This is a genomic window from Burkholderia dolosa (genome assembly GCF_902499135.1).
Lineage (GTDB): Bacteria > Pseudomonadota > Gammaproteobacteria > Burkholderiales > Burkholderiaceae > Burkholderia > Burkholderia dolosa.
Map to the genome: position 1 here is coordinate 12,724 of NZ_CABVPR010000027.1, position 15,432 is coordinate 28,155.

At 66.9% G+C, this 15,432-nt stretch carries 14 protein-coding genes; 10 read left to right on the forward strand and 4 right to left on the reverse strand.

Annotated elements, in window-relative coordinates; all coding sequences use genetic code 11:
- The first annotated feature begins 31 nt into the window (after positions 1-31).
- The 8 genes from BUB20358_RS14155 to BUB20358_RS14190 all read left to right on the forward strand — a co-directional run bounded on the left by BUB20358_RS14155 (position 32) and on the right by BUB20358_RS14190 (position 8,999).
- Complete coding sequence (locus tag BUB20358_RS14155) at positions 32-343, forward strand: high-potential iron-sulfur protein (RefSeq protein ID WP_006763153.1); 312 nt, start codon at positions 32-34, stop codon at positions 341-343.
- A 218-nt stretch (positions 344-561) separates the two neighbouring features.
- Positions 562-1,869 (forward strand): MFS transporter, encoded by a 1,308-nt coding sequence (locus BUB20358_RS14160; protein WP_035971578.1) that lies wholly within the window; start codon positions 562-564, stop codon positions 1,867-1,869.
- Positions 1,870-2,175: 306 nt separating this feature from the next.
- Positions 2,176-3,804, forward strand: coding sequence for an ABC transporter substrate-binding protein (locus BUB20358_RS14165; RefSeq protein ID WP_006763155.1), 1,629 nt, complete (start codon positions 2,176-2,178; stop codon positions 3,802-3,804).
- A 110-nt stretch (positions 3,805-3,914) separates the two neighbouring features.
- A complete protein-coding gene (locus BUB20358_RS14170; protein WP_006763156.1) occupies positions 3,915-4,925 on the forward strand; it encodes an ABC transporter permease subunit in 1,011 nt (336 codons plus the stop codon).
- A 4-nt stretch (positions 4,926-4,929) separates the two neighbouring features.
- Complete coding sequence (locus tag BUB20358_RS14175) at positions 4,930-5,847, forward strand: ABC transporter permease subunit (RefSeq protein WP_006763157.1); 918 nt, start codon at positions 4,930-4,932, stop codon at positions 5,845-5,847.
- A gap of 2 nt (positions 5,848-5,849) precedes the next feature.
- On the forward strand, positions 5,850-6,848 hold the full coding sequence (locus BUB20358_RS14180) for an ABC transporter ATP-binding protein (protein WP_006763158.1): 999 nt from the start codon (positions 5,850-5,852) through the stop codon (positions 6,846-6,848).
- Positions 6,845-7,861 (forward strand): peptide ABC transporter ATP-binding protein, encoded by a 1,017-nt coding sequence (locus tag BUB20358_RS14185; RefSeq protein WP_006763159.1) that lies wholly within the window; start codon positions 6,845-6,847, stop codon positions 7,859-7,861. The genes BUB20358_RS14180 and BUB20358_RS14185 overlap by 4 nt, the downstream gene beginning before the upstream one ends.
- Complete coding sequence (locus tag BUB20358_RS14190; protein ID WP_035971580.1) at positions 7,854-8,999, forward strand: TraB/GumN family protein; 1,146 nt, start codon at positions 7,854-7,856, stop codon at positions 8,997-8,999. The genes BUB20358_RS14185 and BUB20358_RS14190 overlap by 8 nt, the downstream gene beginning before the upstream one ends.
- Positions 9,000-9,548: 549 nt before the next feature.
- Here the strand turns inward: BUB20358_RS14190 and pxpA are convergent.
- Genes pxpA through pxpB form a run of 3 tightly spaced genes read right to left on the reverse strand, consistent with a single transcriptional unit; the run spans position 9,549 to position 12,074 of the window.
- The gene (pxpA, locus tag BUB20358_RS14195; protein ID WP_006763160.1) at positions 9,549-10,304 is read right to left on the reverse strand and encodes a 5-oxoprolinase subunit PxpA; all 756 of its coding nucleotides are present in this window, start codon (positions 10,302-10,304) and stop codon (positions 9,549-9,551) included.
- Positions 10,305-10,353: 49 nt separating this feature from the next.
- Positions 10,354-11,421 carry a 5-oxoprolinase subunit C family protein gene (locus BUB20358_RS14200; RefSeq protein WP_035971581.1) on the reverse strand — a complete coding sequence of 356 codons (1,068 nt, stop codon included), beginning with the start codon at positions 11,419-11,421 and terminating at the stop codon, positions 10,354-10,356.
- Positions 11,418-12,074: a 5-oxoprolinase subunit PxpB gene (gene pxpB, locus BUB20358_RS14205; protein ID WP_006763162.1), complete on the reverse strand. Its 657-nt coding sequence runs from the start codon at positions 12,072-12,074 to the stop codon at positions 11,418-11,420. The genes BUB20358_RS14200 and pxpB overlap by 4 nt, the downstream gene beginning before the upstream one ends.
- Positions 12,075-12,222: 148 nt before the next feature.
- Here pxpB and BUB20358_RS14210 point away from each other — a divergent pair, with 148 nt between their 5' ends.
- Positions 12,223-12,735: a winged helix DNA-binding protein gene (locus BUB20358_RS14210; protein WP_035971582.1), complete on the forward strand. Its 513-nt coding sequence runs from the start codon at positions 12,223-12,225 to the stop codon at positions 12,733-12,735.
- Between the two features lie 77 nt (positions 12,736-12,812).
- Here the strand turns inward: BUB20358_RS14210 and BUB20358_RS14215 are convergent, their stop codons facing one another.
- Complete coding sequence (locus BUB20358_RS14215) at positions 12,813-13,421, reverse strand: 5-formyltetrahydrofolate cyclo-ligase (RefSeq protein ID WP_006763164.1); 609 nt, start codon at positions 13,419-13,421, stop codon at positions 12,813-12,815.
- An 8-nt stretch (positions 13,422-13,429) separates the two neighbouring features.
- Here BUB20358_RS14215 and BUB20358_RS14220 point away from each other — a divergent pair, with 8 nt between their 5' ends.
- Positions 13,430-15,382: a lytic transglycosylase domain-containing protein gene (locus BUB20358_RS14220; protein ID WP_006763165.1), complete on the forward strand. Its 1,953-nt coding sequence runs from the start codon at positions 13,430-13,432 to the stop codon at positions 15,380-15,382.
- Positions 15,383-15,432 lie beyond the last annotated feature (50 nt).

The following is a 15,432-nucleotide window of genomic DNA, read 5'->3' on the forward strand; positions in this document are numbered from 1 at the left end:
TTTCAAGTCGATAACGTTGGAGCGAGTCCCCATGAAAACATCCCGTCGGAGTTTCCTGATTTCGAGCGTCGGCGTCGTGTCCGCGCTGGCGCTGTCGCGTGAAGCGCTGGCCGATGCGCCGATGCTGTCGGAAACCGATCCGACCGCGGTAGCGCTCGGCTACAAGGCCGACGCCACGAAGGTCGACAAGACGAAATATCCGAAGTACGCAGCGGGCCAGGACTGCGCGGGCTGCATGCTGTATCAGGGCAAGAAAGGTTCGGCATCGGGCCCGTGCGGCGCGTTCCCCGGCAAGCAGGTCGCGGCGAAGGGCTGGTGCAGCGCGTTCTCGAAGATGGGCTGACGCGCGGCGCACGCCGATGCCAGCACGAGCACGCGCGAAAGGCATCGTGCAACGCCGCAATGTGGCGAAAACCGCAAACGCCCGCCATCGAACGATGGCGGGCGTTTTTATTGCTTGAAAACGGTTCCGCTGCTTTCTACACTCGCTCCACATTCCGCGCGCGGCGGCAGTCTGCGTCGCGCTGCCCGACAGCCGGTAATCACGAGGACGAGGCACGCATGGCGACGATTGCGAACTCAACGAAAACGGTCAAGCCCGAGCGTGCGCTGAACCGGCGCGCGGTAGTGGCGGCCGTGATCGGCAATGCGCTCGAGTGGTACGACTTCACGGTGTTCAGCTTCATGGTGGTCGTGATCGCCGAGCTGTTCTTTCCAACCTCCAGCGAATATTCGTCGCTGCTGCTGACCACCGCGACATTCGGCGTCGCGTTCTTCATGCGCCCGATCGGCGGCATCGTGCTCGGCCTCTATGCGGATCGCGCGGGCCGCAAGGCCGCGCTGTCGCTCGTGATCCTGCTGATGACGGCCGGCATCTTCCTGCTCGCGGTCGCGCCGCCTTATGCGGCAATCGGGATCGGCGGCCCGCTGCTGATCGTGTTCGGCCGGCTGCTGCAGGGCTTCTCCGCGGGCGGCGAGTTCGGCAGCGCGACCGCGCTGCTGATCGAGGCCGCGCCGTTTTCGAAACGCGGCTTCTACGGCAGCTGGCAGATGTCGAGCCAGGCGGCCGCGCTGCTGATCGGCGCGCTCGTCGGCGCGGCCGTCACGCGCGGGCTGTCGCACGACGCGCTGCGTGCGTGGGGCTGGCGCGTGCCGTTCATCATCGGGCTCGTGATCGGGCCGATCGGTTTCTACATCCGTCGTCATCTCGCCGATTCGGAAGCGTTCCTGCATGCGCAGCAGAGCGCGCGCCGCGCGACGCTCGGCGACGTGTTCGCGCATCACTCGCGCGAAGTGCTGTGCGGGCTCGGCTCGGTAATCGCGCTGACCGTCACGATCTACGTGCTGATCAGCTATCTGCCGACCTTCGCGGTGAAGCAGCTGAAGCTGTCGTACGCCGAATCGTTCTACGCGGTGATCGTCGGCAACCTGCTGCTGACCGTGCTGTCGCCGATCGCCGGCGCGTGGTCGGATCGGATCGGCCGCAAGGGACTGTCGCTGTGGTCGCTCGTGCTGACGTTCGTGCTGATGTATCCGCTGTTCGCGTGGCTCGACGCGGCGCCGAGCATCGGGCGGCTGATCGCGGTGCAGGCCTTGCTGTCGGTGACGCTCGCCGGCTATTACGGGCCGTTCGGCGCGATGATCGCCGAACTGTTTCCGGCCAACGTGCGCTCGACCGGGCTGTCGATCGCGTACAACGTCGCGGTGATGCTGTTCGGCGGTTTCGGGCAGTTCATCGTCACGTGGCTGATCAAGGTCACCGGCACGCCGCTTGCGCCGACCTATTACGTGATGGCCGGACTCGCACTGTCGATCGTCGCGGTCGCATTCGTACCGGCGCGCAGCGCGGATCTCGACGCGCAGGGCTGACGCTGCCGCATCGTTTCGGAAAACGCAACGACGTGTGCGCGGATGCGGAATATCGCACGCCGTGCATTCGCATTCGTGCGCGGCACCCGATGTTTAGTGAGCGAAGGAAACACGCGCGGCATGCGCGCAGTCGCCGTTCGCGCGTGTTTCAGCGGTTTCCGTGCGCACGTTTCGTTCGCGAAAAAACCGGCGTGCGCGTCTAGAAGAGTTTTTTCTCCAGCTTGTTGCAGAAACGCTAGCTCAAGTAATATCCGCGTACGCCGGGCCCCTGCGGGACCGGTTCCGATCTGGAGACCTGGAGGAAACATGGAATACAACCGTCTGTTGCACACCCTGCGTGTTACCGCCATTGCAGGCGTGGCAGCGGCATCGCTCGGCGTCGCGGGCTCTGCATTCGCACAGATCCCGAACAAAACGCTCGTCTACTGCTCAGAAGGCAGCCCGGCGGGTTTCGATTCCGCGCAATTCACGACCGGTGTCGATTTCACCGCCGCGACCTTTACCGTCTACAACCGCCTCGTCGAATTCGAGCGCGGCGGCACGAAGGTCGAACCGGGCCTCGCCGAGAAATGGGACGTGTCGTCCGACGGCAAGGTGTACACGTTCCACCTGCGTCACGGCGTGAAGTTCCACACGACCGACTTCTTCAAGCCGACGCGCGAGTTCAACGCGGACGACGTCGTGTTCACGTTCGAGCGCATGCTCGATCCGAACCAGCCGTTCCGCAAGGCGTATCCGGTGTCGTTCCCGTACTTCACCGACATGGGTCTCGACAAGCTGATCACGAAGGTCGAGAAGGTCGATCCGTACACCGTGAAGTTCACGCTCGCCGAGCCGAACGCGCCGTTCATCCAGAACATGGCGATGGAATTCGCGTCGATCCTGTCGGCCGAATACGCGGACCAGCTGCTGAAGGCCGGCAAGGCCGCCGACATCAACCAGAAGCCGATCGGCACGGGCCCGTTCATCTTCCGCAGCTACACGAAGGACGCGACGATCCGTTTCGACGGGAATCCTGACTACTGGAAGAAGGGCGCGGTGAAGCTGTCGAAGCTGATCTTCTCGATCACGCCGGATCCGGGCGTGCGCGTGCAGAAGATCAAGCGCAACGAATGCCAGGTGATGAGCTATCCGCGTCCGGCGGACATCGCGACGCTGAAGGCCGATTCGAACATCGACATGCCGTCGCAGCCGGGCTTCAACCTCGGCTATCTCGCGTACAACGTCGAGCACAAGCCGGTCGACAAGCTCGAGGTGCGTCAGGCGCTCGACATGGCGATCAACAAGAAGGCGATTCTCGAATCCGTCTACCAGGGTGCGGGCCAGGCGGCGAACGCACCGATGCCGCCGACCCAATGGTCGTACGACAAGAACCTGAAGATGGCCGCGTACGACACCGCGAAGGCGAAGGCGCTGCTCGCGAAGGCCGGCTACCCGAACGGTTTCGAGATCACGCTGTGGGCGATGCCCGTGCAGCGTGCGTACAACCCGAACGCCCGCCTGATGGCCGAGATGATCCAGGCCGACTGGGCGAAGATCGGCGTGAAGGCGAAGATCGTCACGTACGAATGGGGCGAGTACATCAAGCGCGCGCACGGCGGCGAGCAGGACACGATGCTGATCGGCTGGACCGGCGACAACGGCGACCCGGACAACTGGCTCGGCACGCTGCTCGGCTGCGAGGCGATCAAGGGCAACAACTTCTCGCACTGGTGCTACAAGCCGTTCGACGACCTGGTCCAGAAGGGCCGCACGACGACCGGCCAGGACGCGCGCACGAAGATCTACACGCAGGCGCAGCAGATCTTCGCGCAGCAGCTGCCGTTCTCGCCGATCGCGAACTCGACGGTCTACCAGCCGGTGCGCAAGAACGTGGTCGACATGCGCATCGAGCCGCTCGGCTATGCACGCTTCGACGGTGTCGGCATGAAGTAATACGGCCCGTGTAAGCTGTCGAGAAGACTAGCCAACTCATCCGGCGGCGGGGGGCCACGAGCTCCCCGTCGCCGGTCGCACATTTCCCACAAGAAAATACGAGACGCATCATGCTCCGATTCGTGTTGCGCCGTGTGGGCATGGTGATCCCGACGTTCATCGGCATCACCATCCTCGCGTTTGCGCTGATTCACCTGATACCGGGCGATCCCATCGAAGTGATGATGGGCGAGCGCGGTGTCGATCCCGCGATGCACGCGGAGGCAATGAAACGCCTCGGGCTCGACCAGCCGCTGCCCGTGCAGTATCTGCATTACATCGGCCGCGCGCTGCACGGCGACCTCGGCGTGTCGATCATCACGAACACGAGCGTCGCCGGCGAATTCTTCGCGCGCTTTCCGGCCACCGTCGAGCTGTCGCTGTGCGCGCTCGTGTTCGCGCTCGTCGTCGGGCTGCCGGCCGGCGTGATCGCCGCGCTGCGCCGCGGCTCCGTGATCGATCACGGCGTGATGGGCACCGCGCTGACCGGCTATTCGATGCCGATCTTCTGGTGGGGGCTGATCCTCATCATGGTGTTTTCGTCGTATCTCGGCTGGACGCCCGTGTCGGGGCGCATCGCGGTCGAGTACGACTTCCCGCATCCGACCGGCTTCATGCTGATCGACGCGCTGCTCGCGCCGGACGAAGGCTCGTTCAAATCGGCGGTGAGCCACCTGATCCTGCCCGCGATCGTGCTCGGCACGATTCCGCTCGCGGTGATCGCGCGGATGACGCGCTCGTCGATGCTCGAAGTGCTGCGCGAGGACTACATCCGCACCGCGCGCGCAAAGGGGCTGTCGCCGGTGCGCGTCGTGGTCGTGCATGCGCTGCGCAACGCGCTGATTCCGGTCGTCACCGTGATCGGCCTGCAGATCGGCACGCTGCTTGCTGGCGCCGTGCTGACCGAGACGCTCTTTTCGTGGCCCGGCGTCGGCAAGTGGCTGATCGATGCGATCGGCCGCCGTGACTATCCGGTCGTCCAGGGCGGCATCCTGCTGATCGCGACGCTCGTGATCGTCGTGAACCTGGTCGTCGACCTGCTGTACGGCGTGCTGAATCCACGCATCCGCCATACGAGGTAATTCCATGAGCAATCTGCAAAACACCCTGCCGACCGAATCCGCGCCGGCCGGCGGCCGCGCGCTCGCGCTGCGCGAGTTCTGGGCCAACTTCTCGCGCAATCGCGGCGCGGTCGGTGCCGGCATCGTCGTGCTCGTGCTGATCGCGGTCGCGATTCTCGCGCCGCTGATCGCGCCGCACAGCCCGATCGAGCAATACCGCGACTACGTGAAGATTCCGCCCGCGTGGCTCGAAGGCGGCAACTGGCAGTTCGTTCTCGGCACCGACGAAGCAGGCCGCGACATTCTTTCGCGGCTGATGTTCGGCGCGCGGATGTCGTTCTGGATCGGTTTCGTGTCCGTCGTGCTCGCGCTGATCCCCGGCATCGTGCTTGGGCTCGTCGCCGCGTTCTTCCAGCGGTGGGCCGACACGCCGGTCATGCGCATCATGGACGTGCTGCTCGCGCTGCCGTCGCTGCTGCTCGCGGTCGCGGTCGTCGCGATTATCGGGCCGGGGCTGACGAACACGATGTTCGCGATCGCGATCGTCGCGCTGCCCGCGTATGTGCGCCTCACGCGCGCGTCGGCGCTCGGCGAGCTGCAGAAGGAATACGTCACGGCGTCGCGCGTGGCCGGTGCCGGCACGCTGCGGCTGATGTTCTCGCAGGTGCTGCCGAACTGCACCGCGCCGCTCATCGTGCAGGCGACGCTCGGCTTCTCGTCGGCGATTCTCGACGCGGCCGCGCTCGGCTTTCTCGGCCTCGGCGTGCAGCCGCCCACTGCCGAGTGGGGTGCGATGCTCGCGTCCGCGCGCGACTACATCGACAACGCGTGGTGGATCGTCACGATGCCGGGCCTGTCGATCCTGATTTCGGTGCTCGCGATCAACCTGCTCGGCGACGGGCTGCGCGACGCGCTCGATCCCAAACTGAAACGGATGGCGTGACCATGAGCCAAGATCTACTGACCATCCGCAATCTCGCGGTGAATTTCAACGGCCTGCCCGCGGTCGACCGGATCAACCTGTCGATCGCGCCGGGCGAAGTGGTCGGCGTCGTCGGCGAATCGGGCTCGGGCAAGAGCGTGACGATGATGGCGCTGATGGGGCTGATCGACGCGCCGGGCAAGGTGACGGCCGACGAGATCACGTTCGACGGCGTCGATCTGCTGCGCGCGTCGCCGAAGGCGCGGCGCCGGATCATCGGCAAGGACGTCGCGATGGTGTTCCAGGATGCGCTGACGAGCCTGAACCCGAGCTACACGGTCGGCTACCAGATCAAGGAAGTGCTGAAGCTGCACGAAGGGCTGCGCGGCGACGCGCTGCATCGGCGCGCGCTCGAACTGCTCGATCAGGTCGGCATTCCGGATGCGAAGAACCGGATCGCGACGTTCCCGCACCAGATGTCCGGCGGGATGAACCAGCGCGTGATGATCGCGATGGCCGTCGCGTGCAATCCGAAGCTGCTGATCGCCGACGAGCCGACCACCGCACTCGACGTGACGATCCAGGCGCAGATCATGGACTTGCTGGTCAAGCTGCAGAAGGAGCGCGGAATGGCGCTCGTGCTGATCTCGCACGACCTCGCCGTGGTGTCGGAAGTCGCGCAGCGCGTCGCCGTGATGTATGCAGGCGAGATCATCGAGACGAATCGCGTGCCCGACATCTTCCGCGCGCCGCACCATCCGTACACCGAAGCGCTGCTCGCGGCGATTCCCGAGCACAATAAGGGCGCGCGCCGGCTCGCCGCGTTGCCGGGCATGGTGCCGGGCCGCGACGATCGCCCGCCGGGCTGCCTGTTCGCGCCGCGCTGCAAGTACGTCGTCGACGACTGCCGCAAGGCGCGGCCGGCGCTCGACGCATTGGTGTCCGGCAACGATGCGACGCGCGCGCGCTGCATCAAGCCGCTCAATCTATCCACCCTCGACCTGAACGGAGGCGCACGATGAATGCTGTCCACGAAACGCGCCACGCATCTCGCGACGAGGATACGGTGCTCGTCGCCGACCGGCTCGCGAAGCACTACACGGTCAGACGCGGGATGTTCGGGGTCGGCACGGTGAAGGCGCTGAACGGCGTGTCGTTCACGCTGAAGCGCGGCAAGACGCTCGCGGTGGTCGGCGAGTCCGGCTGCGGGAAGTCGACGCTCGCGCGCCAGCTGACGATGATCGAGACGCCGACGTCCGGCCATCTGACGATCGACGGCAAGGACGTCGCCGGTGCGGACCGCGCGACGATCGCCGACCTGCGCCGCCGCGTGCAGATGGTGTTCCAGAATCCGTTCGCATCGCTGAACCCGCGCAAGACCGTCGAGCAGACGCTTGCCGAGCCGCTCGAGATCAACGCGAACCTGAGCGCGGCCGAACGCGCGACGCGCATCGCGCAGATCATGCGCACCGTCGGCCTGCGGCCCGAGCATGCGAAGCGCTATCCGCACATGTTCTCCGGCGGCCAGCGGCAGCGCGTCGCGATCGCGCGCGCGATGATCCTCGATCCGCAGATCGTCGTCGCCGACGAGCCGGTGTCCGCGCTCGACGTGTCGATCCAGGCGCAGATCCTGAACCTGTTCATGGATCTGCAGGAGCAGTTCAAGACGAGCTACGTGTTTATCTCGCACAACCTGTCGGTGGTCGAGCACGTCGCGGACGACGTGATGGTGATGTACTTCGGCAGCGTCGCCGAGCTCGGCGACAAGGCGACGATCTACGCACGGCCGCGCCATCCGTATACGCGCGCGCTGATGTCGGCGACGCCGGCGATCTTCGAGGAAGACCGCCGCGTGCAGATCAAGCTGCAGGGCGAGCTGCCGTCGCCGCTCAATCCGCCGTCCGGCTGCGCGTTCCATCAGCGCTGTCCGTATGCGATCGAGCGTTGCCGTGCCGAGGAACCGCAGCTGCGCGACGTCGACGGACGCCTCGTGGCCTGCCATCGCGCCGAGGAGGTGGGGGAGGCGAATGCCTGAAGGTTTGGCGGCGCGCGCGCGTGGCGTGCGCCGTTCGGGGGCCGGCGATGCATGCGTGATGCGCGCGTGCCGCACCGCGCGACGCTGGAGCGTGCGAACGGTGACGGGCGCGGCGCTGGCCGGCGCATGCGTGGCGGCCAGCGTGATGGTTCCCGTCGAAGCCGTGCGCGCGCAAGGGCGCGCGCCGGCCACGTCGCCCGTCCATCCGTCGCCGGCCCCGCCTTCCGGCATGAGCCTGCCGGGCTTTCATGCGCCGCCGGCGTCGAACGGCACCGTCGCGCGCGGCACCGTGCGCGTGCAGCCCGCGCGAATGCCGTTCTACGTGGCGACCAAGGGCAAGGTCACGTTGTACGTGCTCGGCACGCTGCATACGGGCGACCCGTCCGACTATCCGGGCGCGCAGCCGTTCCGGCAGAACATTCTCGCGGCGCTCGCCGCATCGCCGACGCTCGCGCTCGAGCTGTCGCCCGACGATCTGCTCGAATCGCAGGACGACGTATCGAAGTACGGCGTGTGCCGCCACCCGTGCCTGCAGCGGCTGCTGCCCGACGCGCTGTGGCAGCGGCTCGCGACGCGGCTGCGCGGCAACCCGGCCGCACTCGCCGAGATCCGCAAGATGCGGCCGTGGCTCGCCGCACTCGTCGTCGAGACCTACGATTCGTTGTCGGCCGGCTTGCAGACCGAGTACGGCACCGAGGCGCAACTGCAGAACGTTTTTCTGAAGAAGAAGGGTGGCCGCGTGATCGGGCTCGAGACGCTCGCCGAGCAGATGCGTGCGTTCACCGGCCTCACGCTCGCCGAGCAGCGCGAGATGCTCGCGCAGGACATGGTCCAGACGCCGGCGCAGAACGCCGACGACGTCCGCACGCTGCATCGGCTGTGGCGAATCGGCGACGCCGACGCGATCGCCGCGTGGGCCGTTGCGAAGAGCGAGCGGCTCGCGCGTTCGAAGGCGCTGTCCGCGTCGATCGACAACAAGATCCTGTACGAGCGCAATCGGCGCTTCGTTGCACGGATGACGGCAATCGCCGCGCCGAATCGGCCGGTATTCGTCGCCGTCGGCGCGCTGCATCTGGGCGGCCCGCGCGGCGTGCTCGAATTGTTGCGCCAGCAAGGATATCGGGTCGACGCGAACTGAGCGCGTGCGATCGTCCGAAGCGATCCATCCCTGTTTGACCGGCTTCCCGCGTGCGATGTGCACGATCGGCACGGCCGCGCGTATCGATAAGGAAAACCCTCGATTCGTCAGGAAATAGCGTTTAAAACGATTGACATCCGGTCGGGCCGATCTCTATTCTTCGCATCACAAGTTGAAAAAATGAAAAGAATAGAAAAGTTCTACGGGGTAGCAAAAACAAAGCGCGGGGTGAGCGTAGCCGGCACGTGGTCAACGTGCCGGCCGCGGAGTGTCAGCATGCACGGCGGGGCCAGCCATCGTCCGACAACAATTGCATGCGGACCGACTTGCGGATAAGCGACGTTCCGTCGTCCGACCGGGGAAAGGCAGTAATCGGGCGGCGGCGGACGTTTTTTAATCCGGAGTACGTTTCCGGTCGCCGTCGGCAAGACGGCTTCGGACGACGCATCGACAGACGGCGAAGCCGCGGCGATGGCGTCAACGGAAAAGCGCCGCGAGGGCGCTTTTTTCTTTTGGGGGGCGCCGTTGATGCGTATCGACGGCTCCGTATCAGTCGGCCTCCAACGCCCCCGGCGCAACCACATCCACCCCCGCCGCCTCCAGTGCCGCCCGAATCCTTTTCGCGAACGCGAGCGCATGCGGGCCGTCGCCGTGCAGGCAAACCGTCTGCGCATTCAGCGGCACCCATTCGCCGCTCACCGCGCGCACCTGTCGGTCGCGCACCATGTCGAGCGTGCGCGCAAGGACCGCATCTTCGTCGTCGATCAGTGCGCCGGGCTGGCTGCGCGGAACGAGCGAGCCGTCCGCGCGGTAGCCGCGATCGGCGAATACCTCTTCGACGGCCGCGAGCCCCGCTTGCCGCGCAGCTGCGACGAACACGCTGTTCGCCAGCCCGAACACGGCGAGCGACGGATCGAAATCGTGGATCGCGGACACGACCGCGTCGGCGATCATCGGATCGCGGGCGGCCTGGTTGTACAGCGCGCCGTGCGGCTTCACGTGCGCGATACGGCCGCCTTCGGCCTGCGCGATCGCCGACAGCGCGCCGAGCTGATACAGCACGCCCGCATAAATGTCGCCGGCCGGCAATTGCATCTCCTTGCGGCCGAAGTTCTCCGGATCGTGGAAGCTCGGATGCGCGCCGATCGCCACGCCTTTCTGCACGGCCCAGCGCACGCAGTCGCGCATCGCATTGGCACCGCCTGCATGCCAGCCGCACGCGATGTTCGCGGACGTGACGAGGTCGAGCAGCGCCTCGTCCGATCCGCATCCTTCGCCGAGATCGGCATTCAGATCGATTTCCATGATGTTCCTCGTCCACTGATTGCGTGGCGCCGGCCCTGCTCCTGCATCGTCACGCCGCTCGCGATCGGTCTCGGCGGCGCGCTTCGTCGCGCATCTCGATCGCAACGTCGATCTGCCGCAGGTACGCGCGCTCCGCGCTCAGCGCCGCGCGTGCGGCGTCGAGCGTGGTGCGCACGAAGCGGATCGGCAGATTGAGCCGCGCCTGCGCGAGCTTCCACAGATCCGCGCGAATCACCGTGCCGATCTTCGGATAGCCGCCGGTCGTCTGCGCGTCGTGCATCAGCACGATCGGCTGTCCGTTCGGGGGCACCTGGATCGTGCCGGGCAGCACCGCGTGCGACAGCAGCTCGGTCGGCCGCTCGCGCACGAGCTCGGTACCCGAGAGGCGATAGCCCATCCGGTTGCTGTTCGCGGTGACGAGCCATTCCTCGTCCCAGAACGCCTGCTGCGATTCGGCCGCGAACGACGCGTATTCGGGACCGGGCAGCACGCGCACCGGCATCGCCCACGGCGCATGCGCGGGGCGGTGGCGGCGCGGCGGTTCGTCGACGCGCACGAACGTGCACCATGCGGGCGCCTTCACGCCGAATTCGTCGGCGCCGGGCGCGAGACAGCCGGCGCCGGTGGGCGGCACGCCGACCGGCAGCCGATCGCCGTCGCGCAGCGCGCGCCCGCCCAGCCCGCCGAAGCGCGACGCGAGATCGGTGCTGCGCGAGCCGAGCATCGGCAGCACGTCGATGCCGCCCGCGATGCACAGGTAGCCGCGCATCCCGCGCTTCGCGGCCGGCAGCACGAGCGTCTGCCCGGCTTCGACCGGCAGGCTCCACCACGAATACACGGGCTTGCCGTCGAGCGTCCCGCCGAACTCGGTGCCGGTGATCGCGATGCGGGTCGCGCGCGTGAAGCGAAACGTGGCCGGACCGAACGTGATCTCGACGGCAGCCGCGTCGGGGCGATTGCCGACAAGCCGGTTGCCGACCTCGAGCGCGAGCCCGTCGAGCGCGCCGCCTTGCGCGACGCCGAGATGCCGCGCGCCGCGGCGGCCGAGATCCTGCACGGTCGACAGCGGGCCCGCCCGCAACACCTCGATGTTGCACGGTGCGTGGTTCTGGCTCATGTCGCGTCGACTCCGGCAATGGTGAAGCGCACGCGATCGCCGGGCAGCAGCAGCGTCGGCTGCGGCCGCGACGGATCGAACAGTACCTGCGACGTGCGGCCGATCAGCTGCCATCCGCCTGGCGACGTGGTCGGGTAGATCCCCGTCTGCGCGCCGCCGATGCCGACCGAGCCGGCCGGCACCTCGAGGCGCGGCGCCGCGCGGCGCGGCGTGTGCAGCGACGCGTCCAGGCCGCCGAGATACGCGAAACCGGGCTGAAAGCCGAGGAAGAACACGACGTACTCGCCGGCCGCATGACGCGCGACGACCTCGTCGGCCGAAAGCCCCGTGTGCGCGGCGACGGCCTGCAGATCGGGGCCGGCCGCGCCGCCGTATTGAACGGGAATCTCGACATCGCGGCCGTCCGCGTGCTCGACGTCGGCGCTGTCCCACGCGTCGCGCAATGCGGGTATCAACGAGTCGGCCGACGTGGCGAGCGCATCGAACACGATGGTCAGATTGTTCATGCCGGGCACGACGTCGACGACGTCCGGCCAGGCGCGCGCGGCCGCCGCGACGGCCCAGACGCGGCGCTGGCAGTCGAGCGTGGCGGGCGGCGGCACTTCGCACACGAGGGCGGTATCGCCGAACGGAAAAATGCGGGGTTGCGTCATCGGACTGGCACGGTTCGGACCGCAATGTTAACGTACATTATCAAGAAAATATCGATAACTTCCCAATAAGCGTTTTTGCCTAGCTCGCATGCCGGGGCTTCTGTCGTACACTCGGCACACCCTGACATCCTGCTTGCGCCGCCTTTCCATGAAGCGTCCTCCGACCAAGATCGTGTCGTCCGAACATCTCGTTTCCGAATCGAGCGCGGAGCTGTCGGAGCTCGAGTACGGGCTCATCATGGCCGGCAACGCGTTCAATCGCTGGATGGTGCGCTGCATGTCGGCCGCGGGCGCGAAGGACATGACCGCGGTCGAAGTGTCGCTGCTGCATCACGTCAGCCATCGCGAACGCAAGAAGAAGCTCGCCGACATCTGCTTCGTGCTCAATATCGAGGATACGCACGTCGCGACCTATGCGCTGAAAAAACTGATCGCGCGCGGCTACGTGAAGAGCGAGAAGAGCGGCAAGGAAGTGTTCTTCTTCGCGACCGACGCCGGCCGCGAGCTGTGCCTGAAGTATCGCGAGGTGCGCGAGCACTGCCTGATCGAGACGCTGAAGGACAGCGGCCTCACGAACGAGCAGATCGGCGACGCGGCGCAGCTGCTGCGCCATGCATCGGGGCTCTACGACACGGCCGCGCGCGCGGCCGCATCGCTGTAAACGATTGCGCGGGCGCCGCGCGGCGACGCGCGAACGTGGCGGGTTCGACGGCGACAGCGACGGCGCCGTGCGCCGCGTCATCCGGCCGCCGGGTAGAGCGCGCGGTCGGTCACGATCCAGCGCATCGCGAGATCGTGCGCTTCGGCCGGCAGCGCGTCGACGCGGCACGCTTCATACGCGATGCCGACCGTCACGGGCAGCGTGCTGCCCGGCCACGCGGCGAGCGTGCGATCGTAGTAGCCGCCGCCGTAGCCGAGCCGATAGCGCTCCCGATCGAATCCGACACAGGGAATCAGCAGCAGGTCCGGCACGACGACGATGCCCGACGCCGGCTCCGGAATCCGGTGATGGCCTTCGCGCATCGGCGTGTTAGCGTCCCATGCGTGGAACGCGAGCGGCGTGTGGCGTTCGCCGATCACGGGCAGCGCGGCGCGTCGATCCGCGCTCGCCGCGCACCACGCGAGCACCGCGTCGCGCGCATCGAACTCGCCCGGCAGCGGCCAGTAAAACCCGATCGTGCGCGGCGCGAGCCGTTCGAGCAGCGTGCGCAGCCGCGCATCGAGCGCGGCATTCGCGGCGGGTTGCGACGCGGCGTCGCGACGCGCGTCGGACAGCGTTTTGCGCAGCGCAACCTTCGGGTTCGGCACAGGGTTGCGTGCTATGCTTTCGCTCACTTCGTGCTCCATTCAAAACGATGTCGAACAGCCTTTTCCGAGTATATCGCGCGGTCGCGCTCGCACTTTCCGCCGCCGCGCTGGTCGCCGGCACGGCTGCATGCGCCGCACCGAACGACGACACGCTCGCCGGGGACGACCAGATCTTCGTACAGCTTCGCGAAGCCGCGCGCCGCAACGATGCCGCGAAGGCCGCGCAGCTCGCGTCGATGATCCCGAACTATCCGGTGCCGTCCTACGTCGAGTATTTCCAGATCAAGCCGCAGTTGTTCGATTCGACGGGGCGCGCGCGCATCGATGCGCCGGACGCGCCCGTGCTGTCGTTCCTGCAGCGCTACGACGGCCAGGCGATTGCCGATCGCCTGCGCAACGACTATCTGCTCGTGCTCGGCGCGCGCCACGACTGGCGCAACTTCGACGAACAGTACAAGCGCTTCGTGCTCGACGACGACACGCAGGTCAAGTGCTACGCGCTCGAGTCGCGCGCGGCGCGCGGCGAGAACGTCGCCGACGCGGCGCGCGCGCTGCTCGTCGAGCCGAAGTATTACGGCGACGCGTGCGTCGACCTGATCACCGCACTCGCGGTCAACCAGCAGTTCACGAGCGACGACGTGTGGCAGCAGGCGCGCCTCGCGTACGAGCAGAACTACACGACGCTCGGCGGCAAGATCGTCGACGCGCTCGGCCCGCGTCCGGCCGGCTTCGATCAGGCGACGAGCGCGCCGCCGCTGTTCCTCGCGCGCGGCGTCGGCCCGGATACGGCGTCGCACCAGCTCGCGCTGATCGCGCTCAGCCGGATGGCGCGCAACGATCCGGATGCGGCAGCCGGCATGCTGACGTCGATCGCGTCGTCGCTGACGAAGCAGGAGCAGGCGATCGCGTGGGGCGCGATCGGCTACCAGGGCGCGATCAAGCGCTCGCCGCTCGCGTCGGTCTGGTATGCGAAATCCGCGAACGCGCCGCTGTCGAATCCCGGCTACGAATGGCGCACGCGCGCCGCGCTGCTCGCGGGCAACTGGCCGATGGTGCGCTGGTCGATCGAACAGATGCCGCCGTCGCTGCGCAACGATCCCGCGTGGGTCTACTGGCATGCGCGCGCGCTCAAGCAGAGCGGCGACACGCTGCAGGCGAACCAGGAGTTCGAGCAGATCGCCGGCCAGTTCAACTTCTATGGACAGCTCGCCGGCGAGGAGCTCGGTCAGCGCACGACGATTCCGCCGCGCACGAAGGTGAGCGACGCGGAGGTCGACGCGATGAGCAAGATCCCGGGCTTCGCGCTTGCGCAGCGTTTCTATGCGCTGAACCTGCGTCTCGAGGGCAACCGCGAATGGAACTGGCCGCTGCGCGGGATGACCGACCGCCAGCTGCTCGCGGCCGCCGAGTACGGCAAGCGCATCGAGCTGCTCGACCGCACGGTCAATACGGCCGATCGCACGAAGGCCGAGCACGACTTCACGCTGCGCTACCCGTCGCCGTATCGCAGCATCGTCGAACGCTATGCGCAGTCGACGGGCCTCGATATCGAATGGGCATACGGGCTGATCCGTCAGGAGTCGCGCTTCATCACGACCGCGCGCTCGTCGGCGGGCGCGGGCGGCCTGATGCAGCTGATGCCGGCCACCGCGCAGCTCGTCGCGAAGAAGCTCGGGATGGGCTCGATCACGCGTGCGCAGATGCATGACATCGATACCAACATCCAGCTCGGCACCTGGTATCTCGCCGACATCTACAACAACTTCGACGACTCGCCGGTGCTCGCGACCGCCGGCTACAACGCCGGCCCCGGCCGGCCGCGGCAGTGGCGCCAGGTGTTGACGCAGCCGGTCGAAGGCGCGATCTTCGCGGAGACGATCCCGTTCAACGAGACGCGCGACTACGTGAAGAACGTGCTGTCGAACACCGTCTATTACGCGGCGCTCTTCGAAGGCAAGCCGCAGTCGTTGAAGAAGCGCCTCGGCATGATCTCGCCCTGACGCTGAGCGTGGCTGCTGCCGCGCGACGCGCGGCAGTGCGCGCGAGCGAT

Bases quoted from the DNA above. Each gene is read 5' to 3' on its own strand.
- BUB20358_RS14215 (WP_006763164.1), bottom strand. From the start codon at position 13,421: ATGGAGCACGAAGTGAGCGAAAGCATAGCACGCAACCCTGTGCCGAAC.
- BUB20358_RS14165 (WP_006763155.1), top strand. From the start codon at position 2,176: ATGGAATACAACCGTCTGTTGCACACCCTGCGTGTTACCGCCATTGCA.
- BUB20358_RS14175 (WP_006763157.1), top strand. From the start codon at position 4,930: ATGAGCAATCTGCAAAACACCCTGCCGACCGAATCCGCGCCGGCCGGC.
- BUB20358_RS14170 (WP_006763156.1), top strand. From the start codon at position 3,915: ATGCTCCGATTCGTGTTGCGCCGTGTGGGCATGGTGATCCCGACGTTC.
- pxpA (WP_006763160.1), bottom strand. From the start codon at position 10,304: ATGGAAATCGATCTGAATGCCGATCTCGGCGAAGGATGCGGATCGGAC.
- BUB20358_RS14155 (WP_006763153.1), top strand. From the start codon at position 32: ATGAAAACATCCCGTCGGAGTTTCCTGATTTCGAGCGTCGGCGTCGTG.
- BUB20358_RS14200 (WP_035971581.1), bottom strand. From the start codon at position 11,421: ATGAGCCAGAACCACGCACCGTGCAACATCGAGGTGTTGCGGGCGGGC.
- pxpB (WP_006763162.1), bottom strand. From the start codon at position 12,074: ATGACGCAACCCCGCATTTTTCCGTTCGGCGATACCGCCCTCGTGTGC.
- BUB20358_RS14220 (WP_006763165.1), top strand. From the start codon at position 13,430: ATGTCGAACAGCCTTTTCCGAGTATATCGCGCGGTCGCGCTCGCACTT.
- BUB20358_RS14185 (WP_006763159.1), top strand. From the start codon at position 6,845: ATGAATGCTGTCCACGAAACGCGCCACGCATCTCGCGACGAGGATACG.
- BUB20358_RS14180 (WP_006763158.1), top strand. From the start codon at position 5,850: ATGAGCCAAGATCTACTGACCATCCGCAATCTCGCGGTGAATTTCAAC.
- BUB20358_RS14210 (WP_035971582.1), top strand. From the start codon at position 12,223: ATGAAGCGTCCTCCGACCAAGATCGTGTCGTCCGAACATCTCGTTTCC.
- BUB20358_RS14160 (WP_035971578.1), top strand. From the start codon at position 562: ATGGCGACGATTGCGAACTCAACGAAAACGGTCAAGCCCGAGCGTGCG.
- BUB20358_RS14190 (WP_035971580.1), top strand. From the start codon at position 7,854: ATGCCTGAAGGTTTGGCGGCGCGCGCGCGTGGCGTGCGCCGTTCGGGG.